Source organism: Mycoplana sp. MJR14 (genome assembly GCF_029210525.1).
Lineage (GTDB): Bacteria > Pseudomonadota > Alphaproteobacteria > Rhizobiales > Rhizobiaceae > Mycoplana.
The window spans coordinates 206,371-232,721 of record NZ_JARGEO010000004.1 but is presented as its reverse complement, the minus strand read 5'-3'; the positions used below and the strand labels follow the sequence as shown (position 1 = coordinate 232,721).

General features: G+C 67.5%; 23 protein-coding genes. 14 read left to right on the top strand and 9 right to left on the bottom strand.

Features of this window, described 5'->3' with window-relative positions; all coding sequences use genetic code 11:
• Positions 1–34 precede the first annotated feature (34 nt).
• Positions 35–1,243 carry an MFS transporter gene (locus tag P0086_RS11690; protein ID WP_275785582.1) on the top strand — a complete coding sequence of 403 codons (1,209 nt, stop codon included), beginning with the start codon at positions 35–37 and terminating at the stop codon, positions 1,241–1,243.
• 60 nt (positions 1,244–1,303) lie between these two features.
• On the opposite strand, the gene P0086_RS11685 is transcribed toward P0086_RS11690, so the two are convergent.
• Positions 1,304–2,587, bottom strand: a complete 1,284-nt coding sequence (locus tag P0086_RS11685; RefSeq protein WP_275785580.1) for an FAD-binding oxidoreductase — start codon at positions 2,585–2,587, stop codon at positions 1,304–1,306.
• A gap of 129 nt (positions 2,588–2,716) precedes the next feature.
• The gene (locus P0086_RS11680; protein WP_112614013.1) at positions 2,717–3,610 is read right to left on the bottom strand and encodes a LysR family transcriptional regulator; all 894 of its coding nucleotides are present in this window, start codon (positions 3,608–3,610) and stop codon (positions 2,717–2,719) included.
• 171 nt (positions 3,611–3,781) lie between these two features.
• Here P0086_RS11680 and P0086_RS11675 point away from each other — a divergent pair, with 171 nt between their 5' ends.
• Genes P0086_RS11675 through P0086_RS11660 form a run of 4 tightly spaced genes read left to right on the top strand, consistent with a single transcriptional unit; the run spans position 3,782 to position 9,451 of the window.
• Positions 3,782–5,191: a VOC family protein gene (locus P0086_RS11675; protein WP_275785576.1), complete on the top strand. Its 1,410-nt coding sequence runs from the start codon at positions 3,782–3,784 to the stop codon at positions 5,189–5,191.
• A gap of 10 nt (positions 5,192–5,201) precedes the next feature.
• The gene (locus P0086_RS11670) at positions 5,202–6,620 is read left to right on the top strand and encodes an FAD-binding oxidoreductase (RefSeq protein WP_275785573.1); all 1,419 of its coding nucleotides are present in this window, start codon (positions 5,202–5,204) and stop codon (positions 6,618–6,620) included.
• Between the two features lie 41 nt (positions 6,621–6,661).
• A complete protein-coding gene (locus P0086_RS11665) occupies positions 6,662–8,200 on the top strand; it encodes an aldehyde dehydrogenase family protein (protein ID WP_275785572.1) in 1,539 nt (512 codons plus the stop codon).
• Between the two features lie 18 nt (positions 8,201–8,218).
• A complete protein-coding gene (locus P0086_RS11660; RefSeq protein ID WP_275785569.1) occupies positions 8,219–9,451 on the top strand; it encodes a pyridoxal phosphate-dependent aminotransferase in 1,233 nt (410 codons plus the stop codon).
• 251 nt (positions 9,452–9,702) lie between these two features.
• On the opposite strand, the gene P0086_RS11655 is transcribed toward P0086_RS11660, so the two are convergent.
• Both P0086_RS11655 and P0086_RS11650 read right to left on the bottom strand, forming a co-directional pair.
• On the bottom strand, positions 9,703–10,056 hold the full coding sequence (locus tag P0086_RS11655; protein WP_275785566.1) for a DUF559 domain-containing protein: 354 nt from the start codon (positions 10,054–10,056) through the stop codon (positions 9,703–9,705).
• A gap of 138 nt (positions 10,057–10,194) precedes the next feature.
• On the bottom strand, positions 10,195–11,298 hold the full coding sequence (locus P0086_RS11650) for a saccharopine dehydrogenase family protein (protein ID WP_112595717.1): 1,104 nt from the start codon (positions 11,296–11,298) through the stop codon (positions 10,195–10,197).
• A 116-nt stretch (positions 11,299–11,414) separates the two neighbouring features.
• Here P0086_RS11650 and P0086_RS11645 point away from each other — a divergent pair, with 116 nt between their 5' ends.
• Positions 11,415–11,855, top strand: a complete 441-nt coding sequence (locus tag P0086_RS11645) for an Lrp/AsnC family transcriptional regulator (RefSeq protein WP_112595719.1) — start codon at positions 11,415–11,417, stop codon at positions 11,853–11,855.
• Between the two features lie 57 nt (positions 11,856–11,912).
• Here the strand turns inward: P0086_RS11645 and P0086_RS11640 are convergent, their stop codons facing one another.
• The 3 genes from P0086_RS11640 to P0086_RS11630 all read right to left on the bottom strand — a co-directional run bounded on the left by P0086_RS11640 (position 11,913) and on the right by P0086_RS11630 (position 14,868).
• A complete protein-coding gene (locus P0086_RS11640; protein WP_112595721.1) occupies positions 11,913–13,166 on the bottom strand; it encodes an FAD-binding oxidoreductase in 1,254 nt (417 codons plus the stop codon).
• Positions 13,167–13,238: 72 nt separating this feature from the next.
• Positions 13,239–14,006 carry an SDR family oxidoreductase gene (locus P0086_RS11635; RefSeq protein WP_112595723.1) on the bottom strand — a complete coding sequence of 256 codons (768 nt, stop codon included), beginning with the start codon at positions 14,004–14,006 and terminating at the stop codon, positions 13,239–13,241.
• Between the two features lie 208 nt (positions 14,007–14,214).
• Entirely contained in the window at positions 14,215–14,868 is a 654-nt protein-coding gene (locus tag P0086_RS11630) for a GntR family transcriptional regulator (RefSeq protein WP_112595831.1), read from the bottom strand.
• Positions 14,869–15,076: 208 nt separating this feature from the next.
• Here P0086_RS11630 and P0086_RS11625 point away from each other — a divergent pair, with 208 nt between their 5' ends.
• Together P0086_RS11625 and P0086_RS11620 are read left to right on the top strand one after the other, a co-directional pair.
• On the top strand, positions 15,077–16,426 hold the full coding sequence (locus P0086_RS11625) for a glutamine synthetase family protein (RefSeq protein WP_275785559.1): 1,350 nt from the start codon (positions 15,077–15,079) through the stop codon (positions 16,424–16,426).
• Complete coding sequence (locus P0086_RS11620) at positions 16,426–17,748, top strand: FAD-binding oxidoreductase (RefSeq protein ID WP_275785556.1); 1,323 nt, start codon at positions 16,426–16,428, stop codon at positions 17,746–17,748. The genes P0086_RS11625 and P0086_RS11620 overlap by 1 nt, the downstream gene beginning before the upstream one ends.
• A 78-nt stretch (positions 17,749–17,826) precedes the next feature.
• Here the strand turns inward: P0086_RS11620 and purU are convergent, their stop codons facing one another.
• Positions 17,827–18,711, bottom strand: a complete 885-nt coding sequence (gene purU, locus P0086_RS11615) for a formyltetrahydrofolate deformylase (RefSeq protein WP_275785554.1) — start codon at positions 18,709–18,711, stop codon at positions 17,827–17,829.
• Positions 18,712–18,986: 275 nt separating this feature from the next.
• On the opposite strand from purU, the gene P0086_RS11610 reads away from it, so the two are divergent.
• Positions 18,987–19,574, top strand: coding sequence for a YigZ family protein (locus P0086_RS11610; RefSeq protein ID WP_275786170.1), 588 nt, complete (start codon positions 18,987–18,989; stop codon positions 19,572–19,574).
• 46 nt (positions 19,575–19,620) lie between these two features.
• Here P0086_RS11610 and P0086_RS11605 read toward each other — a convergent pair whose 3' ends face one another.
• Positions 19,621–20,679, bottom strand: a complete 1,059-nt coding sequence (locus P0086_RS11605; protein ID WP_275786167.1) for an AraC family transcriptional regulator — start codon at positions 20,677–20,679, stop codon at positions 19,621–19,623.
• Between the two features lie 192 nt (positions 20,680–20,871).
• Here P0086_RS11605 and P0086_RS11600 point away from each other — a divergent pair, with 192 nt between their 5' ends.
• The 5 genes from P0086_RS11600 to P0086_RS11580 all read left to right on the top strand — a co-directional run bounded on the left by P0086_RS11600 (position 20,872) and on the right by P0086_RS11580 (position 26,349).
• The gene (locus P0086_RS11600; RefSeq protein WP_275785551.1) at positions 20,872–21,639 is read left to right on the top strand and encodes an SDR family NAD(P)-dependent oxidoreductase; all 768 of its coding nucleotides are present in this window, start codon (positions 20,872–20,874) and stop codon (positions 21,637–21,639) included.
• 42 nt (positions 21,640–21,681) lie between these two features.
• Positions 21,682–22,869, top strand: a complete 1,188-nt coding sequence (locus P0086_RS11595) for an acetyl-CoA C-acyltransferase (protein WP_112606383.1) — start codon at positions 21,682–21,684, stop codon at positions 22,867–22,869.
• Between the two features lie 35 nt (positions 22,870–22,904).
• A complete protein-coding gene (locus tag P0086_RS11590; protein ID WP_112606381.1) occupies positions 22,905–24,032 on the top strand; it encodes an acyl-CoA dehydrogenase family protein in 1,128 nt (375 codons plus the stop codon).
• 69 nt (positions 24,033–24,101) lie between these two features.
• Positions 24,102–25,334, top strand: a complete 1,233-nt coding sequence (locus P0086_RS11585; protein WP_112606379.1) for a 3-methyl-2-oxobutanoate dehydrogenase (2-methylpropanoyl-transferring) subunit alpha — start codon at positions 24,102–24,104, stop codon at positions 25,332–25,334.
• Position 25,335: 1 nt separating this feature from the next.
• A complete protein-coding gene (locus P0086_RS11580; RefSeq protein WP_112606377.1) occupies positions 25,336–26,349 on the top strand; it encodes an alpha-ketoacid dehydrogenase subunit beta in 1,014 nt (337 codons plus the stop codon).
• The last annotated feature ends 2 nt before the right edge of the window (positions 26,350–26,351 follow it).

Below are 26,351 nucleotides of genomic sequence, written 5' to 3'. Positions count from 1 at the left end.
CAATCCAGTCAACACCAGAATCGATCGAGGTCGTATGTCGACGGCAGTCCCCACCGCGCCGGCGCGCGCCGCGCAGACCAGTTTTTCCATCATCGTCGCGGTCAGCGTCTGCCACATGCTGAACGACATCATGCAGTCGCTGCTGACGTCGCTCTATCCGCTCCTGAAGGACAACTATGCCCTGGACTTCGTCCAGATCGGCCTTCTGACCATGGCCTTCCAGGTCACCGCCTCGCTGCTGCAGCCGGTCGTCGGCCTGGTGACGGATCGCTGGCCGATGCCGTTCTCGCTGCCGCTCGGAATGGGCAGCACCTTCTTCGGCCTCTTCTTCCTCGCCTATGCCCATTCCTTCCCGGTGCTGGTCCTCGGCGCCTGCCTGATCGGCTTCGGTTCGGCGGTATTCCATCCGGAATCCTCGCGCATCGCCCGCGCGGCCTCCGGCGGCCGCCACGGCCTGGCGCAGTCGATGTTCCAGGTCGGCGGCAATGCCGGAACGGCGATCGGACCGCTGCTCGCGGCCTTCATCGTCCTGCCCTTCGGCCAGACGAGCGTCGCCTGGTTCTCCGTCTCCGCCATGCTCGGAATGGTCATCCTGACCTGGGTCGGCCGCTGGTACGCCGAGGAGCGCCTGCGCATGGCGAGCCGCCCCGCCGTCAGCCGTGACCTGCCGCTGCCCGGCGGTCGCGTCGCCTGGGCGCTCGCGGTGCTGGTGCTTTTGACGACGACGAAGAACGTCTACCTGTCGTCGATCGGCAGCTACTTCACCTTCTACACGATCGGGCGCTTCGGACTTTCGGTGCAGGAAGCGCAGCTGATGCTGTTCCTCTTCCTCGGCGCATCCGCCGCCGGCGTCTTCCTCGGCGGCCCGATCGGCGACCGCTTCGGCGCCCGCTTCGTCATCTGGTTCTCGATCCTCGGCGTCATCCCCTTCGCCCTGCTTCTGCCCTATGCGAACCTGTTCTGGACGGGCGTCCTGAGCGTGATGATCGGGCTGATCTTCTCTTCGGCCTTTTCCGCCATCGTCGTCTTCGCGCAGGAGCTCGTGCCCGGCCGCGTCGGCCTGATCGCCGGCGTCTTCTTCGGCTTCGCCTTCGGCGCGGGCGGGTTGGGGGCGGCGGCGCTGGGCGTGTTCGCCGACACGCACGGCATCGATTTCGTCTACCGGGTCTGCTCCTACATGCCGCTGCTCGGCATCCTCACCGTCCTCCTGCCCCGCCTGCCGACCAGCCGGCTCGTGCGATAGGAAACACGACCCGCCATCCCCGGATGGCGGGTGCTTTGCGTCCGTTCCGGTCGTTGCAGCTCAGATCCGCGCCTGCACCAGATGCGCCAGCTGGGCGCCGACCTCGTAGTAGCCCTCGCGGATCGGCCGGAAGGATTGCGCCATGGGGTCGGTGACCGGCAGCGGCAGGTCGCCCTCGGTGAGTTCGCCGGCGATATGCCGGGCCAGCACCTTGCCGAACACGGTGCCCGGCGCGATGCCGCGGCCGTTGTAGCCGGAAAAGCCGATGACGTTCGGCGCCAGCCGGTGGAACCGCGGCAGGTTGTCCGCCGTCATGCCGATATTGCCGTACCACTCCGCCTCGAACGCGATCTCCCCGATTTCGGGGAAGAGCTTCTTCAGCGCCCGCCGCGCCCAGGCCTTGTGGATCGCCGTTCCCGTCCCCCGCAAGGCCCCGACGCTGCCGAAGACGAGCCGCCCGAGCCTGTCGTAGCGGAAGGAGGAGAGGATCTCGGCCGTATCCCAGGCGCCTTCCCGTCCCGGCAGGATCTTTTTCTGCAACGCGGGCGACAGCGGCGTCGTGGCGAAGTTGAAATAGGGCAGGTGGACGAGCTCGGCTCGCACCTCGGCCCAGGGGGCGACGGTATAGGCGTTCGTCGCCACCACCACCCAGTCCGCCGAGACCGAGCCGCGCTCGGTCTTCACCGTCCAGCGGCTGCCGGACCGCTCCGCCGCCGTCACGGGGCTTGCCGTGAACACCTGGACGCCCGCCGCGATCGCCGCCTTCGCCAGCCCGCGGACATAGGCGAGCGGCTGGATCGTGCCGGCGCGCATGTCGAGCAGGGAACCGGCATAGGCGTCGGTGCCCACCCGCCGCGCGGTTTCCGCCGCGTCGAGCAGCGTCACCGGCGCGCCGCGGCGGCTCCATTGTTCCGCGCGCGCCTCGAGCTCCTCCAGCCCGGACCGGCCGATCGCGCAGTGCAGCGTGCCTGCCGGATTGATCTCGCAGTCGATCGCGTGTTTCTGCACCAGCTCGAAGACGACTTTCGGCGCATTGCCGAGCAGGTCGAGCAGGCGGTCGCCGTAGAGCTGTCCGAGCACGCCCGGAAGCTCGTCCGGCATCGTCCACATGCCGGCATTGACGAGGCCGACATTGCGTCCCGAGCCGCCGAAGCCGATCTCGCGACCCTCCAGTAGCACCACCTTCGTGCCGCGCTCGGCGAGATGGAGTGCCGCGGAAAAGCCGGTGAACCCGCCGCCGACGACCACCACGTCGGCCTCCATCGGGCCGGACAGGGTCTGCGTTTGCGGCGCCGGCGGGGCGGTCAGTTCCCAGAGGCCGTGGGAGCGGGGATCGTTCTGCATCGGGTTTCTGCTTCAACCTGCTTCGAAAGGATTTTCGGATGGCGCCACAATCCGCCATTGCCCGCAAGGAGGAAAATGCCGTTTCGGCACCGGGTCATTCTGGACGCGAATGAGCCGGCCGCCGCCGCCTCAGCCGACCTCCGTGCCGATCCACGCCCGGAAGGCCTGGCTCAGCGAATTTTCCAGCTTCCCCTCCGGCACGACGAGATAATAGCTGTTGTCGGTCTGCATCGGCCGGTCGAACACGACGGCCAGCCGCCCGCTCGCCAGTTCCTGCTCGATCAGGTAGCGCGGCAGGAGCGCGAAGCCGAGCCCGGCCACCGCCGCCTCGATGACCATCGAGAACTGGTCGAAGCGGTGGCCGCGATAGGCCGTTTCCGTCGCTCCGCCGTTCATCTCGAACCATTGCGCCCAGAGCTTCGGCCGGGTCGCCAGGTGCATCAGCGGCGCCCGCTCCAGGTCCTTCGGCTCCTCCGGCCGCCAGCGCTCCATCAGCTCCGGGCTCGCCGCCGGCAGGATCACCTCGCTGCAGAGATAGGAGCAGCTGGCCCGCGCCCAGACCGGCTGGCCGTAGTGGATGGCGAGATCGAAGCTCTCCTCTTCGAAGTCGAAGGGGGCGGAGCGCGAGGCGACGTTGATGACCGTGCCGGGATACTGCGCCAGGAAGGCGGGAAGGCGGGGCGTCAGCCAGCGGCTGCCGAAGGTCGGCAACGTCGCGATCGTCAGGCTGTGGTCGGAGCGTGCCGCCGACATGGCGCGCAGCATCGTCTCCTCGGTCTGGTGCAGGAGCTTGCGCACCTCCGGCAGGAAGCGGCGGCCGTCTTCCGACAGCACCACGCGCTGGCGCACGCGCTCGAAAAGCAGCACGCCGAGCTGCTCCTCGAGATCCTTGATCTGGCGGCTGACCGCGCTCTGGGTCAGGCTCAGCTCATTGGCGGCCTGGGTGAAGCTGCCATGACGCGCAGCGCATTCGAACGCCTGCAGCGTGGTCACGTCGGGGATCAGCCTGCGGCTCAACTTCATTCGGCTCTCGCATCAACCTGTTCAGAACATGCGCGATCAATCGGCATTCCGATCCACTATGATCCGTTTTGAGAATGATCGGGGCGCTTGCCCCTTGTAGAGCAAATCCGGGAAGAGTGGAAAGCGCTTTTCCGCCCGGGATTGCCCGAAACTGAGCCGGGACGGACCGCCATGAAAGAAAGAACCTACGTTTCCGCCGACGCGATCCGCTCGGAGTTCTCCGCCGCCATGTCGGCCATGTATCGCGACGAGGTGCCGGCCTATGGCACGCTGATGGCGCTCGTCGCCCGCGTCAACGACGAGACGCTCGCAGCCGACCCGCACCTCAAGGGCCGCCTGGAGGCCACCGATTCACTGGAGCGCATCTCCGAGGAGCGCCACGGCGCGATCCGCCTCGGCACGCCGGACGAGCTGTCGATGATGCGCCGCGTCTTCGCGATCATGGGCATGTACCCCGTCGGCTACTACGACCTGTCGACCGCCGGCGTCCCGGTCCACTCCACCGCCTTCCGGCCGGTCGGCGACGCGGCGCTGAAGCGCAATCCCTTCCGCGTCTTCACCTCGCTGCTCCGTCTGGACCTGATCGCCGACGAGACGCTGCGCGAGGAGGCCGCCGGCGTCCTGGGCGCCCGCAGGATCTTCACCGATCACGCCATCGAACTGGTCGGCAAGGCCGAACGGGACGGGGGTCTCGACGCTGCCGACGCGAAGGCCTTCGTCCATGAGGTACTGGAGACCTTCCGTTGGCACGACAAGGCGATCGTCAGCGCCGACATGTACCGGCGCCTGCACGACGCGCACCGGCTGATCGCCGACGTCGTCTCCTTCAGGGGGCCGCACATCAACCACCTGACGCCGCGCACGCTCGACATCGACAGGGTGCAGGCGCTGATGCCGGAAGAAGGCATCGCGCCCAAGGCCGTCGTCGAGGGCCCGCCGACCCGCAACTGCCCGATCCTCCTGCGCCAGACCTCGTTCAAGGCGCTGGAAGAGCCGGTGTCCTTCATCGGCGAGGACGGCGCGTGGAAGGCCGGCTCGCACACCGCCCGCTTCGGCGAGATCGAGCAGCGCGGCATCGCCCTGACGCCGAAGGGCCGCGCCCTCTATGACCGGCTTCTGAATGACACCCGCGCCATCGCCCGGCCCGCCGCCGACGGCTCCAACGCCGCCGCATACGAAGCCGCGCTCGCGAGCGTCTTCCAGGCCTTCCCCGACGACTGGAACACGATCCGCAAGGAGGGCCTCGGCTATTTCGCCTATTCGCTGACGGACAAGGGGCGCGCTGCAAGGGCCTCCGGCCGGAACCTCGGCGACGACATCGAGGCCCTGATCGCCGCAGGCCACGTCCAGTTCGACCCGATCGTCTACGAGGACTTCCTGCCCGTCTCCGCCGCCGGCATCTTCCAGTCGAACCTCGGCGACGAGGCGACGCAGGAATTCGCAGCCAGCCCCAACCAGGTGATGTTCGAGCGCGACCTCGGTGTGGCCGTCCTCGACGAATTCGCCCACTATGCGGGCATCGAAAAGGCCTCTATGGAAGAGTGCCTCGGCGCCGCATCCATGGCGGACGCCGCAGAGTGACGGTCGGCCGATGATCGATAGCAGGCACATCGAAGCGCTAGGGCGGCTTCTCGGCGGAAAGGGTCTTCTGACCGCGCCCACCGACATGGCGTCTTACGAGACCGGCGCGCGCTACGACAAGGGCCGTGCCGCCTTCGTCGCCCGCCCCGCCTCGACGCAGGAGGCCTCCGCCACCGTTGCCTACTGCGTCAGGAACGGCATCGCGCTGGTGCCGCAATCCGGCAATACCGGCCTCGTCTCCGGCTCGACGCCCGACGCGTCCGGCAGCCAGGGCATCCTCAGCCTCGATCGCCTGACCGCCGTCTTCGACCTCGACCGGGTGAACCGGACGGTCACGGCCGGCGCCGGCCTTCGCCTGTCGGACGTCAACCAGCGGCTCGAGCAGGCAGGCCTGTTCTTCCCGATCGACCTCGGCGCCGATCCCCGCCTCGGCGGCATGATCGCGACGAACACCGGCGGCTCGCGCTTCCTGCGCTACGGCGACGTCCGCCGCAACACGCTGGGGCTGACGGTCGTTCTCGCCGACGAGGCCGGCACCGTGCTCGAGCTCGGCTCGGGCCTGCGCAAGAACAACACCGGCGTCGACTGGAAGCAGCTCTTCATCGGCACCTCCGGCGCCTTCGGCATCGTCACCGAATGCGTGCTGAACCTGGAACCGCTGCCGCGCCAGACCGCGACCGCCTTCCTCGTCCCGTCCTCGCCGGACCGCGTGCCGGAACTCCTGGTCGCCATGGAAGAGGCACTCGGCAGCTACCTGTCGGCTTTCGAGGGCATGTCGAGGAACGCCGTGTCCGCCGCGCTCGCCCACGTGCCCGCGCTGCGCAATCCCTTCCAGGGCGGCCATGTCCCGGACTTCGTCATCCTGGCGGAGATCTGCCGCACCTCGCCGCCGCGCGACGGCGAACAGCCGCTAGACGCCGTGCTGGAGGAGGTTCTGGCCGGCCTGTGGGAGCGCGAGGACGCCCCGCTCGCCGACGCCTTCATCGGCCCGCCGCACGAGATGTGGGCGCTGCGCCACGGCTTGTCGGAAGGAGTCAAGCACAGCGGCCGGCTGATCGCCTTCGATCTTTCCTTCCGCCGGGGTGATATCATGCGCTTCCTCGACCATATGAAGGTCGAGATGCCGAGGCGGTTCGAGAATGTCACGATCTGCGACTTCGGCCATATCGGCGACGGCGGCGTGCATTTCAATCTCGTCGTCCCCGCCGACGACCCGCGCCTTGCCGATGCCGGCTTCGAGGGGGCCCTGCGCGCGTGGGTGTTCCAGATCGCGGTCGAGGACTTCGGCGGCAGCTACAGCGCCGAGCACGCGATCGGCCGCAAGAACCAGGTCTTCTACGAACGGTACACGCCGGACGAGATCCGCCGCCTGGCTGCGGGGCTGAAGGCGATCACCTCGCCCGGCCCGCTCGGCAGCGTAACCTTCTGAAAGATCGGCGGCGTCATGCCGCCTTGCGAAACACAGTCACGATGGAGAACAGGACGATGACCAAGGTCGATGTGAAACAGGAAACCGCAAAGCTTCTCGACAAGCTCGGCGTGCCGGCCTCCGCCTGGCAGAACGGCGACATGGCCTCTTTCAGCCCCGTTTCCGGCGAGGAGATCGCCAAGCTGAAGACCCATTCGCCCGCCGATGCGGGCAAGGTCATCGACGCCGCCCACGAGGCCTTCAAGGCCTGGCGGCTGGTGCCGGCGCCGAAGCGCGGCGAGCTCGTCCGCCTTCTCGGCGAGGAACTGCGCGCCGCCAAGGCCGATCTCGGCCGCCTCGTCTCGATCGAGGCCGGCAAGATCACCTCGGAGGGCCTCGGCGAGGTGCAGGAGATGATCGACATCTGCGATTTCGCCGTCGGCCTCTCCCGCCAGCTCTACGGCCTGACGATCGCCACCGAACGCCCCGGCCACCGCATGATGGAGACCTGGCATCCGCTCGGCGTCGTCGGCATCATCTCCGCCTTCAACTTCCCCGTCGCCGTCTGGTCCTGGAACGCGGCGCTCGCGCTCGTCTGCGGCAATCCGGTCGTCTGGAAGCCGTCCGAGAAGACCCCGCTGACGGCACTTGCCAGCCAGGCGATCCTCGAGCGCGCCATCGCCCGCTTCGGCGACGCGCCGAAGAACCTCTCGCAGGTGCTGATCGGCGACCGCACGGTCGGCGAAGCGCTCGTCGACAACCCGAAGGTCGCGCTCGTCTCGGCGACCGGCTCCACCCGCATGGGCAAGGAGGTCGGCCCGCGGCTCGCCAAACGTTTCGCCCGCTCGATCCTCGAGCTCGGCGGCAACAATGCCGGCATCGTCTGCCCGTCGGCCGACCTCGACATGGCGCTGCGCGCCATCGCCTTCGGCGCCATGGGCACCGCCGGCCAGCGCTGCACGACGCTGCGCCGCCTGTTCGTGCACGACAGCGTCTACGACCAGCTCGTGCCACGCCTGAAGAAGGCCTATGAAAGCGTCTCCGTCGGCAACCCGCTGGAAACCTCCGCCCTCGTCGGCCCGCTGGTCGACCGGCAGGCCTTCGACAACATGCAGAAGGCGCTGGAGGCCGCAAGAGCCGAGGGCGGCAAGGTCACCGGCGGCACCCGCGTCGCCGAGGCCGGCAAGGACACCGCCTACTACGTCAAGCCGGCGATCGTCGAAATGCCGAAGCAGGCCGGCCCCGTGCTCGAGGAGACCTTCGCGCCGATCCTCTACGTCATGAAATATTCCGACTTCGACAAGGCGCTCGCCGAGCACAATGCCGTCGCCGCCGGCCTGTCGTCGTCGATCTTCACCCTGAACATGCAGGAGGCCGAGCGCTTCCTCGCTGCCGACGGCTCCGACTGCGGCATCGCCAACGTCAACATCGGCACCTCGGGTGCGGAGATCGGCGGCGCGTTCGGCGGCGAGAAAGAGACCGGCGGCGGCCGCGAATCCGGCTCCGACGCCTGGAAGGCCTACATGCGCCGCGCCACCAACACGGTGAACTATTCGAAGGCCCTGCCGCTGGCCCAGGGCGTTTCCTTCGATATCGAATAGGGCGCGAAGGACACATCCATGACCATGGCAACCAAGATCGAGGAGGCGGGCTTCCGGCCCGCCTCGCGGATCGCCGCGATCGGCGTTTCGAAGATCCTGCAGATCGGCGCCCGCGCCAGTCAGATGAAGCGCGACGGCCATCCCGTCATCATCCTCGGCGCCGGCGAGCCGGATTTCGACACGCCGGACAACGTCAAGGAAGCGGCCAAGGCCGCGATCGATCGCGGCGAGACCAAGTACACCGCGCTCGACGGTTCGCCGGAGCTGAAGAAGGCGGTCGTCGAAAAGTTCCGCCGCGAGAACGGCGTCGAATACGCCCTCGACGAGGTGACGGTCGCGACCGGCGCCAAGCAGATCCTGTTCAACGCCTTCATGGCCAGCATTGATCCGGGCGACGAGGTGATCATCCCGACGCCCTACTGGACCTCCTATTCCGATATCGTCGAGGTCTGCGGCGGCATGCCGGTGCTGATCCCCTGCGACGCGGAAGCCGGCTTCCGGCTGCAGGCGGACCAGCTGGAAAGGGCGATCACGCCCAGGACCCGGTGGCTGCTCCTGAACTCGCCGTCCAACCCGTCCGGCGCCGCCTACGGCGAGGCCGACTACCGGCCGCTGCTGGAGGTGCTGCTTCGCCATCCGCATGTCTGGCTGATGGTCGACGACATGTACGAGCACATCGTCTATGACGGCTTCCGCTTCGTCACCCCCGTGGCGATCGAGCCTAAGCTGAAGGCGCGCACGCTGACCATCAACGGCGTCTCCAAGGCCTATGCCATGACCGGCTGGCGCATCGGCTACGCCGGCGGCCCGAAGGCGCTGATCAAGGCGATGGCGGTCATCCAGAGCCAAGCCACCTCCTGCCCGAGCTCCGTCAGCCAGGCGGCCTCCGTCGAGGCGCTGAACGGGCCGCAACACATCCTGAAGGAACGGCAGGAGAGCTTCCGCCGCCGCCGCGATCTCGTCGTCGCCGCCCTCAATGCCATCCCCGGCATCGACTGCCGCACGCCCGAAGGCGCCTTCTACACCTTTGCCGGCTGCGCCGGGCTGATCGGCAAGATCACGCCCAAGGGCAGGCGGATCGCGACGGACGCCGACTTCACCGACTACCTGCTGGAAGACGCCCACGTCGCCGTCGTCCCCGGCTCCGCCTTCGGTCTCTCGCCCTACTTCCGCATTTCCTACGCGACGTCGGAAGGCGAGCTGAAGGAAGCCCTGACGCGGATCGCGACGGCCTGCGCGAAGCTGGTGTAGGAAATTTGCGATCTCTACGGCTCATGGTCCGCAGGAGGGGCGCGACGTCGCTGAAGTCTCTTATCCCCTTGAGGGAGAAGAAGCGAAATCAGCATCTTAGCCGCAAGGCTAAGTGCTAGTTTTCGCAGATGAGGGGGCTATCCGGTGCCGCCCCCTCACCAACAAAATCTGAGGTTTAGCCTGCAGGGCGACGCCCTTTGGCTAAGCCCTCGATTTTGTATCCTCTCCCTCAGGGGGAGAGGAACGGCACGCTACGCCCTGCCTTCCAGCACCGCGACGATGTGTTCGAGCACGGCGCTCCGATCTGCGAACACCTCCTGGTTCCAGAAGCGCAGCACACGGTATCCGACGCCTTGCAGGAACCTGCCGCGCTCAACGTCGCGGAGGTCGTCGGCATGCTGCCAGCCGTCGAGTTCGACCACCAGCCTGCGTTCCTGACAGACAAAATCGACGATGTACGGCCCGATCGGCACCTGGCGACGGAACTTGAAGCCATTCAGCTGGCGATTGCGCACGAACGACCAGATGATCGCTTCGGGGTCCGTCCCATCCCTGCGAAGTTTGCGCGCGTTGCCTCTGGCGGTCTCTGGATAGGGTCGAGCCATGTCGTGTCCCGGCATTGGCCGAAATACCGCCATTGAGACCCGTCCCTGTCAAGTTGTGTGCATCCGCTGCCGACACGCAACCGAAAACGCCCCGGACGAGCCGGGGCGCTGACAGTGTTCCCTCACGGTTATGAGCCGTCAACCCGCCGCGCGGTGGCCGTGCTGCTCCTGGGCGTAGTAGTGCCCGAAGCGGTTGGCGAGGAACGCGTCGAGCGAGATCTCCTCCTGCTTCACGAAGCCCGCAGCCCGCAGCGAGCCGTCGGCGAGCATGTCGAGGACCGCGCAGATCGAGCCGGCAGTGGTGATCTGGATCGCCGAATGCATGCGCCCGGCGATGACGGCGCTGTAGATCTTGTTGGCGTAGGTCTCCTGGATCAGGCGCCCGTCCTTGCGGCCGGAGACGGTGACGAAGACGATGACGACATCCTGGGTCGTCGCCGGCAGCGCGTTCTCGAAGATGTCCTTCAGCACCTCGCGCCGATGGCGCAGGCCGAGGTCGTTGAGCAGCGCCTTCATGATCGCGGCATGGCCGGGATAGCGGATCGTCTTGTAGTTCAGCGTCCGTACCTTGCCCTTCAGCGTCTCGCACAGCGTGCCGAGACCGCCGGAGGTGTTGAACGCCTCGTAGGTGACGCCGTCGAGCGAGAACTCCTCACGCTCCTCCAGAGCCGGAACCTCGATCAGCGCGCCTTCGACGATCGCCTCGCACGGCTCGATGTACTCGTTGATGACGCCGTCGGTGCTCCAGGTGAGATTGTAGTTCAGCGCGTTCGAGGGATACTGCGGCAGGGCGCCGACGCGCATGCGCACGTTCTCCAGCGTATCGAAGCGGCTGGCGAGATCGTTGGCGACGATCGAGATGAAGCCCGGCGCCAGCCCGCACTGCGGGATGAAGGCCGTCCTTGCGTTTTCGGCGATGCGCTTGACCTGGCGGGTCGACTCCACGTCCTCGGTCAGGTCGAGGTAGTGGACGCCCGCAGCCGCGGCCGCCTCGGCGATCGCGACGGTCAGGTGGTAGGGCGCCGCACTGAGCACGGCGAACCGGCCCTTGAGCAGGGCCACGAGTGCGGCCGTGTCGGCGATGTCGACCACGGCCGTGGTGACGGCCTTGTGCTCTTCGATGGCGAGAAGCTGCTCGGCCGAACGGTCGGCGACCGTGACGCGGTAGTCTCCGCTATGGGCAAGCAGACGCGCGATCGTGGAGCCGATCTTTCCCGCACCGATGACGACGATATCCTTCATTTTTGTTTTTCCCCGCAGGTTAGACGTTCGCTGATGATTCTGACGCCGAATCCTGTCGATTCACAGCTGCCGATCTGGCATAATGCAGCATCTTCATCGGCAGAACGACGACCGAAATGAGCATAACGACATTAAACGCCAAGGATCGCGAATTGCTCGCCATCCTCAGCGACAACGCCCGCGAACAGACGGCGGCGATCGCCCGTAGGCTCGGCCTGTCGCGAACCACGGTGCAGGCCAAGATCGAGCGGCTGGAGCGCGAGGGGGTGATCACCGGCTACGGAGTGCGGCTCTCCGACGCCTATGAGAGCGGCATGGTCAAGGCGCACGTTCTGATCACCATCGCCCCGAAGACGCTGCAGCGGATCACCGGCGAGCTTCACGCCATCGCCGAGGTGCAGACGCTGCATTCGGTCTCCGGCGCCTTCGATCTGATCGCCATCGTCGCGGCCGGCTCGATCGCCGAGCTCGACCACCTGATCGACCGGATCGGCGAGATCGAGGGCGTCGAGCGCACGCTGTCCTCGATCATCCTGTCGACGCGCATCCGCCGTTAGCCGGGTAACAAATTATCGGCGCCCTCCAACCCGCGGGGACCGCCCACCGTCGCGCGTCTACGCGAGGAAGCGGTCGGGCCGATAGGGCGCGAGATCGACGATCGTCTTCTCGCCGAGCATCGCCTCCGCCAGCGCCCGCCCGGTCACCGGCCCGAGCGTCATGCCGTGATGGGCGTGGCCGAAGGCGAACCACAGGCCGGCATGGCGCGGCGCCTTGCCGATGATCGGCATCATGTCCGGCGTGCAGGGCCGCGCCCCCATCCACGGTTCCTCGTCGCGCCGCTCGGCGAGCGGAAAGAACTCGCGCGCCACCCGCTCCGCCCGGCGAAGCTGCACCGGCGTCTTGCGCGCGTCGCGCTTGGCGAACTCGGCCCCCGTCGTCAGCCGGATGCCGCGGTTCATCGGCGCCAGGAAATAGCCGCGCTCGGAATCGAGCACCCAGTTGTTCAGCCGTGCGCCGTCGGCCGCGCCATAGTGCATGTGGTAGCCGCGCTTGACGGCCAGCGGGAAGTGATAGCCGAACCTGCGCGTCACCGTGTCCGCCCAGGGCCCGAGCGCGACGACGACGTCCGTCGCCTCCAGCGGCCCCTCGGGTGTCGCCACCCGCCAGCCCTCGCCCTCGAGCACATGCTCGATGGTCGCCGCGTCGCCGGCCTTCAGCGTCCCGCCCAGCGACTGGAAATAGGTCACGTAGGCCTTCAGCAGCCCGCCCGGATCGAGGATCGACCAGGGGTCGGTCCAGCGCAGGCCGCCCGTCAGCTCGACGCGGATGTGCGGCTCGAGCCGCTTCATCTCTTCCGGGGTGAACTTCTGATGGTTGACGCCGAACTTCGCCGAAAGCTGCTCGGCGTCCGCATAGGCCGCATCGCGCGCCTTCTCCGTGCGGAACACCTTCATCCAGCCGTCCTTGCGGATCAGCGCCTCGGCGCCCGACGCCTTGATCAAGTCGGCATGCTCGCTCACCGAATGCTCGATCAGCGGCGCATAGAGATGGGCGATCCGCTGGTGCTGAGTGAAGCCGGAATGCCACCAGTAGCGCAGCAGGAACGGCACCAGCCCCGGCAGCGCCGAGAGATGATAGTGCGCATCGATCGTGTTGTTCAGCGCATAGCGGAACAGCGCCCCGAAATCGTGCGGGAAGCCGTAGGGAAAGACGCCCTCGCGCTGGATCAGCCCGGCATTGCCGTAGGACGTCTCCTCCGCCGGCCCGCGGCGATCGACGAGCACGACGGATTTCCCCCGCCGCGCCAGATGGATCGCCGTCGAGATGCCGACGACGCCCGCGCCAAGTACGATGACATCCGTTTTCATGCCGGGCCCCGAATTCTCGCTTGCTTTGCCGCGATCATGCACGCCCGCCGTTCGGTGGCAAGGCTCGCATCGTCAGACGGACGTGCTCATGCCGCCGTCGACATAGAGCGTGTGGCCGTTGACGAAGGAGGAGGCGTCGCTGGCGAGAAACACGGCCGCCCCGACGAGTTCGCCGACCTCGCCCCAGCGGCCGGCCGGCGTCCGCTTTTCCAGCCAGGCGGTGAAATCCGGGTCCTCCACCAGCGCCTTGTTGAGCGGCGTCTTGAAATAGCCCGGCGCGATCGCGTTGATCTGCAGCCCGTATTTCGCCCAGTCGGCGCACATGCCGCGGGTGAGATTGCGCACCGCGCCCTTCGTCGCCGTATAGGGGGCGATCCCCGTGCGCGCGAGCTCGCTCTGCACCGAGGCGATGTTGATGATCTTGCCGCGCCCGCGCGCGATCATCGGCCGGGCCACGGCCCGGGAGACGTGAAAGACGCTGGACACGTTGGTGCGCAGCAGTTCGTCCCACTTCTCGCCCGGAAAGTCCTCCAGCGGCGCGCGGAACTGCATGCCGGCATTGTTGACGAGGATGTCGATCGGCCCCGTCTCCGCCTCGATGACCGCGACCATCTGCGCCGCCGCCGCGCCGTCGGTGACGTCGAAGGGCGCGGCCTGGGCGCTGTAGCCCTTGTCGCGCAGCACCCGCACGGCACCTGCGAGCTTCTCCGCCGAACGGCCGTTGACGAGCACGCTGGCGCCATGGGCCGCAAGGCCCTCGGCGATCGCAAAGCCGATGCCCTGGCCCGAGCCGGTCACCAGCGCGCGGCGTCCGGCGAGATCAAACAATGGAAATGCCATGCTGTTCATTCCTCCCGATGCGTTCCGGTCGATCCCGCCGGCAGCCTGCCGGATCGGAACCGCCCGTGTCGAATGGATCACGCGGCGGACGAAATTACCAGTCCGCAGCCGTCATTCGCGCCTCGACGCGGCGGCAATGGGAGCAGGGGAACGGACGGGTTGTTCGGCGGGATTGGTGCGCTCCGGCGCGGCATCGGCGCCGGTCGGGCTACTGCCCGGCCAGCCGCAGCAGGTTCTCGATCGCCGCCCGCTCGAAGCCGCCGATGCCCTCGCAGATGTCGGCATTGATTGCCGCCGCCACCGCGTCCTCGTCACGCTTGCGGAGTGCCGCGATCGCCTCCTGGTGCCGGTCGACGAAATAGAGCTGCGCCACATGCGCCATGGCGATGCCGAGGAACGGCCCGAGCTGCAGCCACACGCTTTCCACCATCGGCATGATGATCTGGTCGGGATTGGCGGTGTAGAGCGTGCGGTGGAACTCCTGGTTCAAGAGGAGGGCCGCGGCGTTGTCCTTCTTCGCGATCGCCTCGTCCTGCGCCTTGTCGATCGCCACCAGCCGGTCGATCTGCCGCTCCGTGATGTGGCCGACGGCACGGCGGGCGGCATGCTGCTCGAGCGTGGCGCGCAGGGCGATCAGTTCGCCGAACCGTTCGACGGTCATCTTCGGCACCATGATGCGCCGGTTGTCCAGCACTTTCAGCGCCCCCTCGGAGGACAGCCGCCGCAGCGCCTCGCGGACCGGCGTCGGGCTGCTTTCCATCGCCTCGGCGATGCCGCGGATGGTCAGCGATTCTCCGGGGCGGATGGAGCCGACCATGATCGCCTGCCGCAGCCTGCGGTGCGCGTATTCATGGGTCGTCATGCCTTCGGGCCGATCGAGCGGCTCCAGTTTCAACACTGCCAAAGTCCCCTCCTGGCCGGCCGGGATGCGGCCGAGGCCGATTCGAGTCCCCTCTCCGCTCCGCTCTTACCAGCTTGACCGGAAACAAGAAAGTGTGCATATTTTCAAAATGTGATCACAAAAATCAATATGTGATACTGAATAAGTTTCACAGGAATTCGAGGGGTTCATGTCCGATTCCGAGGCGCAAGACTGGCTTGCGAACGCTGATTCCGTCGAAAGCATCCAGGCGGTCGTCTGTGACCTGAACGGCATCCTTCGCGGCAAGCGCGTGCCGATCGGGCAGGCCAAGAAGGTGCTCGAGGGCGGCATCCGCATGCCGCTGTCCATCGTCGGCGTCGATGTCTGGGGCGAGGACATCGTCGGCTCGTCGCAGGTCTTCGCCAGCGGCGACATGGACGGCATCTGCAGCCCCACCGGGCGCGGCGCCCTGCCGGTCAACTGGACGCTGAAGCCGAGTGCGGTGGTGCCGCTCTGGCTGTTCAAGGAGACGGGCGAGCCCTTCCTGGCCGACCCGCGCCAGGCACTCGCCCATATCGTCCGCCAGTATCACGAACTAGGCCTGCGGCCGGTCGTCGCCTCCGAGATGGAGTTCTACCTGATCGATTCGGAGCCCGACCACGCCGAGCCGCCGATTTCCCCCTATACCGGCAAGCGCCTCGATTCCGATGCGATCCTGTCGATCGACGAGCTGGACGACTTCGGCCAGTTCTTCTCCGACGTCTATGCCGAGTGCGAGCGGCAGAACGTGCCGGCGGATTCCGCCGTCGCCGAAAACGGCATCGGTCAGTTCGAGATCAACCTGATGCACACCGACGACCCGCTGAAGGCCGCCGACGACGCCCTGTTCTTCAAGCGCATCATCAAGGGCGTGGCGCGCAAGCACGGCTTTGCCGCCACCTTCATGGCCAAGCCCTACGGCCTGCGCTCCGGCAGCGGCATGCACGTCCATTTCAGCCTGATCGACGAGGACGGCCGCAACGTCTTCGACGACGGCACCGAGCTCGGCTCCGACGTGATGCGCCATGCGGTCGCCGGCCTCACCCGCGGCATGGCCGAGACGACGCTTCTCTTCGCCCCGCACTACAATTCCTATCGCCGCCTGCGCCCGGATACGCATGCCCCCACCTCGATCACCTGGGGCTACGAGAACCGCACCGCAGCCATTCGCATTCCCGGCGGCAACACCTCGGCGCGGCGCATAGAGCATCGCGTCGCCGGCGCCGACGCCAACCCCTACCTCGTCATCGCCGGGATCCTGGGGGCCGCGCTCACGGGCATCCGCAACAAGTGGGAGCCGCCGGCGCCGGTGACCGGCCGCGCCTACCAGGCCAAGGCCGCGCGCATCCCCAGCGAATGGGGCTCGGCGGTGACCGCCTTCGAGAACGGCGCCATCGTCTCGGAGATCTTCGATCCCGAGTTCCGCTCCATGCTGATCGCCTGCAAGCGACAGGAGATCGCCGGCTTTGCCGAACAGGTGACCGACTTCGAATTCAGCGCCTATCTGGAAATCGTCTGATGCTCGACATTACCTCCAAATCCCCAGTCTCCTATGCCGGCGACGGCAGCTATCCGGGCAGCTACTATGCTGCCTCACGTAACGTCATCCGCACGCCGAAGGTGCTCGAAGGCGATGTCGAGGCGGACGTCGCCGTCCTCGGCGCCGGCTATTCCGGGCTGTCGACGGCGATCCATCTCGCCGAGAAGGGCTACAAGGTCGTGGTCGTCGAAGGGGCCGGGGTCGGCTGGGGCGCGTCCGGGCGCAACGGCGGCCAGGTCGTCAACGGCCTGAACGCCAGCCTCGACACGATCCGCCGCCGCTACGGCGAGCAGGCCGGCGCCTTCGTCGGATCGCTCGTGCAGCAGGGCGGACGGATCATCCGCCGCATCGTCAGCCAGTACGGCATCGATTGCGACTTGAAGGACGGCAACATCTATGCCGCCTACACCAGCGCCCACATGAAGGAACTGGAGCACAAGAAGGCGCTCTGGCAGCGCTACGGCATGGACGACCACGAGCTTCTCGACAGGGAGGCGATCCACAGGCTGGTCAACACCGACGCCTATGTCGGCGGCATGCTCGACCGCACCGGCGGCCACATGCATCCGCTGAACCTCGTCCTCGGCGAGGCCGCGGCACTGGAGACGCTCGGCGGCGTGGTCTACGAGCAGTCGCCGGTGACGAAGGTCGAGCACGATGCCGCGCGCCCGGTGATCCACACCGCACGGGGCCGGGTCACGGCAAACGTCGCGGTGCTCTGCGGCAATGCCTATCTCGGCGACGTGGTGCCGAAGCTCGTCTCCCGCGTCATGCCGGTCTCCACCCAGATGATCGCCACCGAGCCGCTCGGCGCCGAACGCGCCGATGCGCTGATCCCGAGCGACATGTGCGTCGAGGACGTCCGCTACATCCTCGACTACTTCCGCCTCTCCGCCGACAAGCGGATGATCTTCGGCGGCGGCACCGTCTACGGCGGCACCGACCCGGCCGACGTGCGCGCCAAGCTGAAGCCCAACCTGGAAAAGGTGTTTCCGTCGCTGAAGGGGGTGAAGATCGACTATGCCTGGAGCGGCAACTTCGCGCTGTCCTTCTCGCGCGTGCCGCAGATGGGCAAGATCGGGCCCAACACCTATTTCGCCCATGGCTACAGCGGCCACGGCGTCACCGGCTCGCATCTCTTCGGCAAGATCCTGAGCGAGGCGATCCATGGCGACGCCACCCGCTTCGGCCAGTTCGAAAAACTGCCCTGGATCCCCTTCCCCGGCGGCCGCATGTTCCGCGCCCAGTATTCCACCATCGGTTCCTGGTGGTACCAGTTCAAGGACGCCTTCGGCCTGTAGCGACCGGCCGGGCAGCCCCCGAAAACGACAAGGCCGGCGGAGCGATCGCCGGCCTTTCTCTGTTGCGGGCCTTTTCGCTCAGCCCATGCGTTCGGACTTGTAGGAGCCCGGGCTTGCCGGGAAGACGATCGTCTTGTTGCCGTTCATGAACACGCGGTGGTGGATGTGGGCGTGCACGGCGCGGGCCAGCACCTGGCTCTCCACGTCGCGACCGATCGAGACGTAGTCGTCGGCCGACTGCGCATGGGTGATGCGGGCGACGTCCTGCTCGATGATCGGGCCTTCGTCGAGATCCTCGGTGACGTAGTGCGCCGTCGCCCCGATCAGCTTCACGCCGCGCTCGAAGGCCTGCTTGTAGGGGTTGGCGCCCTTGAACGACGGCAGGAAGGAATGGTGGATGTTGATGATCCTGCCCGACATCTTCTTGCACACCGCATCCGAGAGGACCTGCATGTAGCGGGCGAGCACGATCAGGTCGGCGTCCGACTGCTCGACGATCTCCATCAGCCGGGCCTCGGCCTGCGGCTTGTTCTCCTTCGTCACCTTGATGTGGTGGAAGGGAATGTCGTGGTTGACGATGACCTTCTGGTAGTCGAAGTGGTTGGAGACGACGCCGACGATGTCGATCGGCAGCGCGCCGATCTTCCAGCGGTAGAGCAGGTCGTTGAGGCAGTGGCCGAAGCGCGACACCATCAGCAGCACCTTCATGCGCGCCTCGGAATCGTGCATCTGCCAGGTCATGCCGAACTTCTTGGCGACCGGCTCGAAGCCCTCCCTGATTTCGGTCTCGGTGGCGCCCTCCTGGCTGATGAACGTCAGCCGCATGAAGAACATGCCGGTCTCCAGGTCGTCGAACTGCGAGCTGTCGGAGATGTAGCCACCCTTGTCGGCGAGATACGTGGTGATGGCGGCAACGATGCCGCGGGTTGAAACGCAAGATACGGTCAGTACATAGCTCTTCATCGGTTCCACTCTCGCTGTCGATACGCCCCGCTGCGGGCCTCGGACCCCGCCCATCGGCGGCTGACGATATCTCAATCGCCGGCGGCTTTGGCAAGGCCCGCATGTGAGCGCAAGCTAAGTCGGCCCGCCGGGTGCGGGCGCATCGGTTCGCGACATCCAGTGGCAGGAAAGAGGCAAGGGCTGGCAAGATCGTCGAAGTTCTGCGACAAGTCCGCTTCCAGCAGCCCCGCGCACGCCGGGGCAGCCCGATGTCAGCCCTTCCGATGGTCAAGCCCGTGTTCACCCTGCAAGCCACCGCGACCTTCGACCAGGAGATCAAAAAGAGCCGGTTCCGCGCCACGGCAGGCCCGATCGCCAATGAGCAGGCGGCACGGGCGTTCGTCGCCGCCCATTCGGACACGGCCGCGAACCACAACTGCTTTGCCTGGCGCATCGGCCAGGTCTATCGCTTCAGCGACGACGGCGAGCCCGGCGGCACCGGCGGAAAGCCGATCCTCCAGGCGATCGACGGCCAGGCGCTGGACGGCGTCGCCGTTGTGGTCACCCGCTGGTTCGGCGGCATTCTGCTCGGCAGCGGCGGCCTGGTCCGCGCCTATGGCGGCACCGCCGCCGCCTGCCTGCGGGCGATGGACAGGATCGAACTGGTCGCCCGCGTCACCGCGCGCGTCGCTTGCGTCTTTACCGACCTCGCCCTCGTCCGGGCACGCCTCGCAGCCGCGCCCGGCGTGCGCATCGATGAAGAGACGTTCGTCGAGACCGGCGCGGAACTGCTGGTGGCGCTCCCGGAGGCCGGCGCGGAAACGATTGCCCGCATGCTGATCGACATCACCGCGGGCCGGACGCGGGTCGACTTCGACACCTAGACGGCCGCAAGCCGCCAGAGCCGCCAGAGCCGCCGGGATCCGCATCCTAGGCTGCGGGCGACGACGGGCGCGCGACCTCGCCCTCTCCTCCGCCGCCTTCGGGCCGGCCCGGCATCGTCTCGCGCCGATAGGCGGCCGGGCTCTTCGAGGTCCACTTCCGGAAAGCGCGATGGAAGGCGCTCGGCTCGGAGAAGCCGAGCTGCACCGCGATCTCGCCGATCCCGAGCGCACTCGTCTGCAGCATCTCGATCGCCATCTCCCGGCGGATCTCGTCCTTGATGCCGGCATAGCTCTGGCCCTCCGCCTGCAGCCTGTGCCGCAGCGTCGAAGGCGCCATGCGCATCTGCGCGGCGAGCGCGTCGAAGCCGGTCCACGCCACCGGCGGCACCTGCCGCAGCCGCTTGCGCACCCCGGCCGCAAGCCCGGCGTCGTAGCGGTAGCGGACCAGGATGTTGGCCGGCGCGCCGCGCAGGAACTGCTTCAGCGCCTGCTCGCTGCGGGCGATCGGCAGCTTCAGCACGCTGGCGTCGAACGAAAGCCGGCTCGCCGGCTGGGAGAAGCGCACCGGCGCGCCGAAGAACAGCCGGTAGTCGGCGGCCTGCCGCGGCTCGGAGCAGCGGAAATCGACGGAGCGGATCGGGATGCGACGCCCCACCAGCCAGCAGGCGATCCCGTGCAACAGGATCCAGTAGGTGCGATAGGCGAAGGCCGACCGCGGGCCGCCGCGGTCCGACAGCGTGACCTGCGCCAGCCCGTCGGCGATGTCGAGCCGCCCCGCCGGATCCTCCAGCACCACGTCGAGGAAGCGCAGCGCCCGCCGCAGCGCCTGCTCCAGCGTGCCGGCATGCAGCACGCAATGGCAGAGCAGGGTGAAACTGCCGCGCCGCATCGGCCGGCCTCCCATGCCGAAGAACTCGTCGTCCACTTCGGCCGCGATCGCAAGCCACAGGCGGCCATAGCTTTCCGCCGACACCGGCACATGGATCGCCGGCGGCAGGCCGATCGCCGCCAGCACCGGCTCCACCGGCCTGCCGCGCCGGCGCAGGCAATCCAGCGCCTCCTCCACAAAGGAGGGCGATATCATGCGCCGCCCGGTTTCCGTCATCGTCATGGCCGCGATCATATGGTAAAATCGGCCGAAAAATCGAGATGGTTCGGTCATCGCTTGCAATATTCCGCCGGAATAGGATCGAGCGAACGTCGGGCATGAGCGCCCGGCGGCAATGCAGCGCTGGGAGGACTGCATGGCCTATCGGAACCGCCGCGCGGATCGCATCGGCATCGTGGGAGCGAAGCCATGGTGATCGCCGGCAAATCGTTCATCGTCACCGGCGGCGGCTCCGGCCTCGGCGCCGCGGTCGCCCGCATGCTGACGGGCGCCGGCGCCAACGTCGTCATCGCCGACATCAACGACCAGGCCGGCGCCGAGACCGCCGCCGCGCTCGGCGATGCCGCTGTCTTCGTCCGCACCGACGTGACGCAGGAGCACGACGCCCAGGCCGCCGTCGACGCCGCGATCGCCCGCTTCGGCCATCTGCACGGCCTGGTGAACTGCGCCGGCGTCGCCCCGGGCGAAAAAGTGCTCGGCCGCGACGGCCCGCATCGGCTGGACAGCTTCGCCCGCACCGTCGCCATCAATCTGACCGGCACCTTCAACATGATCCGGGTCGCCGCCGCGGTGATCGCCAACGAGGCGCCGGAGCAGGACGGCGAGCGCGGCGTCATCGTCAGCACGGCCTCCGTCGCCGTCTTCGACGGCCAGATCGGCCAGGCGGCCTATGCGGCCTCCAAGGGCGGCGTGGCGGCGATGACGCTGCCGATCGCCCGCGAGCTCGCCCGCCACGGCATCCGCGTCGTCACCATCGCACCCGGCATCTTCGAGACGCCGATGATGGCCGGGATGCCCCAGGAGGTGCAGGATGCGCTGGGAAAGAGCGTCCCCTTCCCACCGCGTCTCGGCCGCCCCCCGGAATTTGCCGCGCTGGTGCGCCATATCTGCGAAAACGTGATGCTCAACGGCGAGGTCATCCGCCTCGACGGCGCGCTGCGCATGGCGCCCCGCTGACACAGGATCGGAACAGCCAATAGAGGCTCGGGAGGAAACGCAATGGCAATGGAAGACCCGGTCGTCATCGTCGGCATGGCACGGACACCCATGGGCGGCTTTCAGGGCGAACTGAAGGACGCGACCGCGCCGCAGCTCGGCGCGACCGCGATCCGCGCAGCGCTCGACCGCAGCGGCGTGAACCCGGAGACGGTCGACGAGGTGCTGTTCGGCTGCGTGCTGCCGGCCGGCCAGGGCCAGGCGCCCGCCCGCCAGGCCGCGATCGGCGCCGGCCTGCCCTATGGCACCGGCGCCACGACCGTCAACAAGATGTGCGGCTCCGGCATGCAGGCCGTGATGCTCGCCCACGATCTGCTTGCCGCGGGCAGCGCCGCCATCGCGGTGGCCGGCGGCATGGAAAGCATGACGAATGCGCCCTATCTGCTGGAGCGTGCCCGCGGCGGCTATCGCCTCGGCCACGGCCGGATCGTCGACCACATGTTCCTCGACGGGCTGGAGGATGCCTATGACAGGGGCCGCCTGATGGGAACGTTCGCCGAAGACTGTGCCGAGGCCTACCAGTTCACCCGTCCTGCACAGGACGACTATGCCGTCACCTCTCTGACCCGCGCGCAGCAGGCGATCGAGAAGGGCGCCTTCGACGCCGAGATCGTGCCGGTGACGGTGAAGAACGGCCGCGGCGAGCAGGTGGTCGCCCGGGACGAGCAGCCGGGCAAGGCGCGCCTCGACAAGATCCCGACGCTGAAGCCGGCCTTCCGCGAGAACGGCACGGTGACGGCCGCCAACTCGTCCTCGATCTCCGATGGCGCCGCGGCACTGGTGCTGATGCGCCGCTCGCAGGCCGAGCGGGAGGGCATCGATCCGCTCGCCACCATCGTCGGCCACGCCACCCATGCGCAGGCGCCCAATCTCTTCGCGACCGCCCCGATCGGCGCGCTTCGGAAGTTGAGCGAGCGCACCGGCTGGAACCTGAAGGACGTCGACCTGTTCGAGGTCAACGAGGCCTTCGCCGTCGTCGCCATGGCGGCGATGCGCGACCTCGACCTGCCGCACGACAAGGTCAACGTCCACGGCGGCGCCTGCGCGCTCGGCCATCCGATCGGCGCGTCCGGCGCCCGCGTCCTCGTCACCCTGCTCTCCGCGCTGGAGCGCTACGGCATGAAGCGCGGCATGGCGACGCTCTGCATCGGCGGCGGCGAGGCGACCGCGCTCGCCGTCGAACTGCACTGAAACGCACTGAACGGTTTCGGGGAGGAGACCGGCGCATGATCCTGAACGAAGAGCAGATCCAGATCCGCGACATGGCGCGCGACTTCGCCCGCGAACGGCTGATGCCGGGCGCGGCCGAGCGCGACGAGAAGAGCCGCTTCCCCCGCGAGGAGCTCAAGGAGATGGGCGAGCTCGGCTTCCTCGGCATGCTGGTGCCGGAAGCCTATGGCGGCTCGGAGACGGGAACCGTCGCCTATGCCGTGGCACTGGAGGAGATCGCCGCCGGCGATGGCCCCTGCTCGACCATCATGAGCGTGCACAGCTCGGTCGGCTGCGTGCCGATCCTGAAATACGGGACCGAGGCGCAGAAGCAGCGCTTCCTGCCGAAGCTGGCATCCGGCGAGTGGATCGGCGGCTTTGCCCTGACCGAGCCGCAGGCGGGCTCCGACGCCTCCAACCTGAAGACGCGCGCCCGCCGCGACGGCGATCACTACGTCATCGACGGCGCCAAGCAGTTCATCACCTCCGGCAAGAACGGCAACGTCGTCATCGTCTTCGCCGTCACCGATCCCGACGCCGGCAAGAAGGGCATCTCCGCCTTCATCGTCCCCACCGACACGCCGGGCTACGAGGTGGTGCGGGTGGAGCACAAGCTCGGGCTGCATTCCTCCGACACCTGCCAGATCGCCTTCAACGGCATGCGCATCCCCGCCGATCTCCGCCTTGGTGCGGAAGGCGAGGGCTATCGGATCGCGCTGTCGAACCTGGAAGGCGGGCGCATCGGCATTGCCGCCCAGGCCGTCGGCATGGCGCGCCAGGCTTTCGAGGCGGCGCGCGACTACGCCCGCGAGCGCACCGCCTTCGGCACCCCGATCGTCGAGCACCAGGCCGTCGCCTTCCGCCTCGCCGACATGGCGACCAAGATCGAGGTGGCCCGCCAGATGGTGCTGCACGCGGCCCACCTGAAGGAGGAGGGGCGGCCTTGCCTGACCGAGGCGTCTATGGCCAAGCTGTTTGCCTCCGAGATGGCCGAGAAGGTCTGCTCGGACGCGATCCAGATCCATGGCGGCTACGGCTACATGGCGGACTACCCGGTGGAGCGCATATACCGCGACGTCAGGATCTGCCAGATCTACGAGGGAACGAGCGACGTCCAGCGCATCGTCATTGCCCGCAATCTATAGCATTCTGAGTGCCGGTCCTTCTGCAGGGAGAAGTGGAAGCGACGGCCAGCGAGGGAGGAACGACACGGCATGACCGATGTCCCGCATCTGAGCCTGCATGTGCCAGAGCCCGCCGTCCGGCCGGGCGGCCAGCCGGACTTTTCCAACGTGAAGATCGCCAAGGCCGGTTCCGTGCCGCGGCCGCCCGTCGACGTGGCGTCCGAAGACATCCGGGATCTCGCCTACTCGATCATCCGCGTCCTGAACCGCGACGGCGAGGCGGTCGGGCCCTGGGCCGGGCTGCTCTCCGACGAGGACCTGCTGACGGGCCTGCGCAACATGATGAAGCTGCGCGCCTTCGACGCCCGCATGCTGATGGCGCAGCGGCAGGGCAAGACCTCGTTCTACATGCAGCACCTCGGCGAGGAGGCGGTCAGCTGCGCCTTCCGCAAGGCGCTGGTCAAGGGCGACATGAACTTCCCCACCTACCGGCAGGCGGGGCTTCTGATCGCCGACGACTATCCGATGGTCGAGATGATGAACCAGATCTTCTCGAACGAGGCCGACCCGCTGCGCGGCCGGCAGCTGCCGATCATGTACTCCTCGAAGGAGCACGGCTTCTTCACCATCTCCGGCAACCTCGCCACGCAGTACGTGCAGGCGGTCGGCTGGGCGATGGCCTCGGCGATCAGGAACGACACGAAGATCGCCGCCGCCTGGATCGGTGACGGCTCCACCGCCGAATCCGATTTCCATTCCGCCCTCGTCTTCGCCTCGACCTACAAGGCGCCGGTGATCCTCAACATCGTCAACAACCAGTGGGCCATCTCCACCTTCCAGGGGATCGCCCGCGGCGGATCGGGCACCTTCGCCGCCCGCGGCCTGGGCTTCGGCATCCCTGCCCTGCGCGTCGACGGCAACGACTACCTCGCCGTCTACGCCGTGGCGAAATGGGCGGCCGAGCGGGCGCGGCAGAACCTCGGCCCGACGCTGATCGAATACGTCACCTACCGCGTCGGCGCCCATTCGACCTCGGACGATCCGAGCGCCTACCGCCCCAAGACCGAATCGGAGGCCTGGCCGCTGGGCGACCCCGTCCTGCGGCTGAAGAAGCACCTGATCGTCCGCGGCGTCTGGTCGGAGGAGCGCCACGCCCAGACCGAGGCGGAGATCCTCGACGAGGTGATCCAGGCGCAGAAGGAGGCGGAGAGCCACGGCACGCTGCATGCGGGCGGCAAGCCCTCCGTGCGCGACATCTTCGAGGGCGTCTATGCGGAAATGCCCGCCCATATCCGCCGCCAGCGGCAGAAGGCAGGATACTGACATGGCACGAATGACAATGATCGAAGCCGTCCGCAGCGCCATGGACGTCTCCATGGGCCGCGATGAGAACGTCGTCGTCTTCGGCGAGGACGTCGGCTATTTCGGCGGCGTCTTCCGCTGCACCCAGGGACTGCAGGCGAAGTACGGCAAGACCCGCTGCTTCGATGCACCGATCAACGAATCCGGCATCCTCGGCACCGCGATCGGCATGGCGGCCTATGGGCTGAAGCCCTGCATCGAGATCCAGTTCGCCGACTACATGTATCCGGCCTACGACCAGATCACCCAGGAGGCGGCCCGCATCCGCTATCGCTCCAACGGCGATTTCACCTGCCCGATCGTCGTGCGCATGCCGACCGGCGGCGGCATCTTCGGCGGCCAGACGCACAGCCAGAGCCCCGAGGCGCTGTTCACCCATGTCTGCGGCCTGAAGGTGATCGTCCCCTCCAACCCCTATGACGCCAAGGGCCTGCTGATCGCCGCGATCGAGGATCCGGATCCCGTCATGTTCCTGGAGCCGAAGCGGCTCTACAACGGGCCGTTCGACGGCCATCACGAGAGACCGGTGACCCCCTGGTCGAAGCACGACCTCGGCGAGGTGCCGGAAGGCCACTACACGATCCCGATCGGCAAGGCCGAGATCCGCCGGCCCGGCAACGCCGTCACCGTGGTCGCCTACGGCACGATGGTCCATGTCGCGCTCGCGGCCGCCGAGGAGACCGGCATCGACGCCGAGGTGATCGACCTGCGCAGCCTGCTGCCGCTCGATCTCGACACGATCGTCCAGTCGGTCAGGAAGACCGGCCGCTGCGTCGTCGTGCACGAGGCGACGCTGACCTCCGGCTTCGGCGGCGAGGTGGTGTCGCTGGTCCAGGAGCACTGCTTCTACAATCTCGAGGCCCCCGTCGTCCGCGTCACCGGCTGGGACACGCCCTATCCGCACGCGCAGGAATGGGACTATTTCCCCGGCCCCGCCCGCGTCGGCCGGGCGTTGAAGGAAGTGATGGAGGGCTGAGG

What these genes read in the sequence shown, in the direction of transcription:
- P0086_RS11690 (WP_275785582.1), top strand. Translation starts at nt 35, where the DNA reads ATGTCGACGGCAGTCCCCACCGCGCCGGCGCGCGCCGCGCAGACCAGT.
- P0086_RS11685 (WP_275785580.1), bottom strand. Translation starts at nt 2,587, where the DNA reads ATGCAGAACGATCCCCGCTCCCACGGCCTCTGGGAACTGACCGCCCCG.
- P0086_RS11680 (WP_112614013.1), bottom strand. Translation starts at nt 3,610, where the DNA reads ATGAAGTTGAGCCGCAGGCTGATCCCCGACGTGACCACGCTGCAGGCG.
- P0086_RS11675 (WP_275785576.1), top strand. Translation starts at nt 3,782, where the DNA reads ATGAAAGAAAGAACCTACGTTTCCGCCGACGCGATCCGCTCGGAGTTC.
- P0086_RS11670 (WP_275785573.1), top strand. Translation starts at nt 5,202, where the DNA reads ATGATCGATAGCAGGCACATCGAAGCGCTAGGGCGGCTTCTCGGCGGA.
- P0086_RS11665 (WP_275785572.1), top strand. Translation starts at nt 6,662, where the DNA reads ATGGAGAACAGGACGATGACCAAGGTCGATGTGAAACAGGAAACCGCA.
- P0086_RS11660 (WP_275785569.1), top strand. Translation starts at nt 8,219, where the DNA reads ATGACCATGGCAACCAAGATCGAGGAGGCGGGCTTCCGGCCCGCCTCG.
- P0086_RS11655 (WP_275785566.1), bottom strand. Translation starts at nt 10,056, where the DNA reads ATGGCTCGACCCTATCCAGAGACCGCCAGAGGCAACGCGCGCAAACTT.
- P0086_RS11650 (WP_112595717.1), bottom strand. Translation starts at nt 11,298, where the DNA reads ATGAAGGATATCGTCGTCATCGGTGCGGGAAAGATCGGCTCCACGATC.
- P0086_RS11645 (WP_112595719.1), top strand. Translation starts at nt 11,415, where the DNA reads ATGAGCATAACGACATTAAACGCCAAGGATCGCGAATTGCTCGCCATC.
- P0086_RS11640 (WP_112595721.1), bottom strand. Translation starts at nt 13,166, where the DNA reads ATGAAAACGGATGTCATCGTACTTGGCGCGGGCGTCGTCGGCATCTCG.
- P0086_RS11635 (WP_112595723.1), bottom strand. Translation starts at nt 14,006, where the DNA reads ATGGCATTTCCATTGTTTGATCTCGCCGGACGCCGCGCGCTGGTGACC.
- P0086_RS11630 (WP_112595831.1), bottom strand. Translation starts at nt 14,868, where the DNA reads ATGACGACCCATGAATACGCGCACCGCAGGCTGCGGCAGGCGATCATG.
- P0086_RS11625 (WP_275785559.1), top strand. Translation starts at nt 15,077, where the DNA reads ATGTCCGATTCCGAGGCGCAAGACTGGCTTGCGAACGCTGATTCCGTC.
- P0086_RS11620 (WP_275785556.1), top strand. Translation starts at nt 16,426, where the DNA reads ATGCTCGACATTACCTCCAAATCCCCAGTCTCCTATGCCGGCGACGGC.
- purU (WP_275785554.1), bottom strand. Translation starts at nt 18,711, where the DNA reads ATGAAGAGCTATGTACTGACCGTATCTTGCGTTTCAACCCGCGGCATC.
- P0086_RS11605 (WP_275786167.1), bottom strand. Translation starts at nt 20,679, where the DNA reads ATGACGGAAACCGGGCGGCGCATGATATCGCCCTCCTTTGTGGAGGAG.
- P0086_RS11600 (WP_275785551.1), top strand. Translation starts at nt 20,872, where the DNA reads ATGGTGATCGCCGGCAAATCGTTCATCGTCACCGGCGGCGGCTCCGGC.
- P0086_RS11595 (WP_112606383.1), top strand. Translation starts at nt 21,682, where the DNA reads ATGGCAATGGAAGACCCGGTCGTCATCGTCGGCATGGCACGGACACCC.
- P0086_RS11590 (WP_112606381.1), top strand. Translation starts at nt 22,905, where the DNA reads ATGATCCTGAACGAAGAGCAGATCCAGATCCGCGACATGGCGCGCGAC.
- P0086_RS11585 (WP_112606379.1), top strand. Translation starts at nt 24,102, where the DNA reads ATGACCGATGTCCCGCATCTGAGCCTGCATGTGCCAGAGCCCGCCGTC.
- P0086_RS11580 (WP_112606377.1), top strand. Translation starts at nt 25,336, where the DNA reads ATGGCACGAATGACAATGATCGAAGCCGTCCGCAGCGCCATGGACGTC.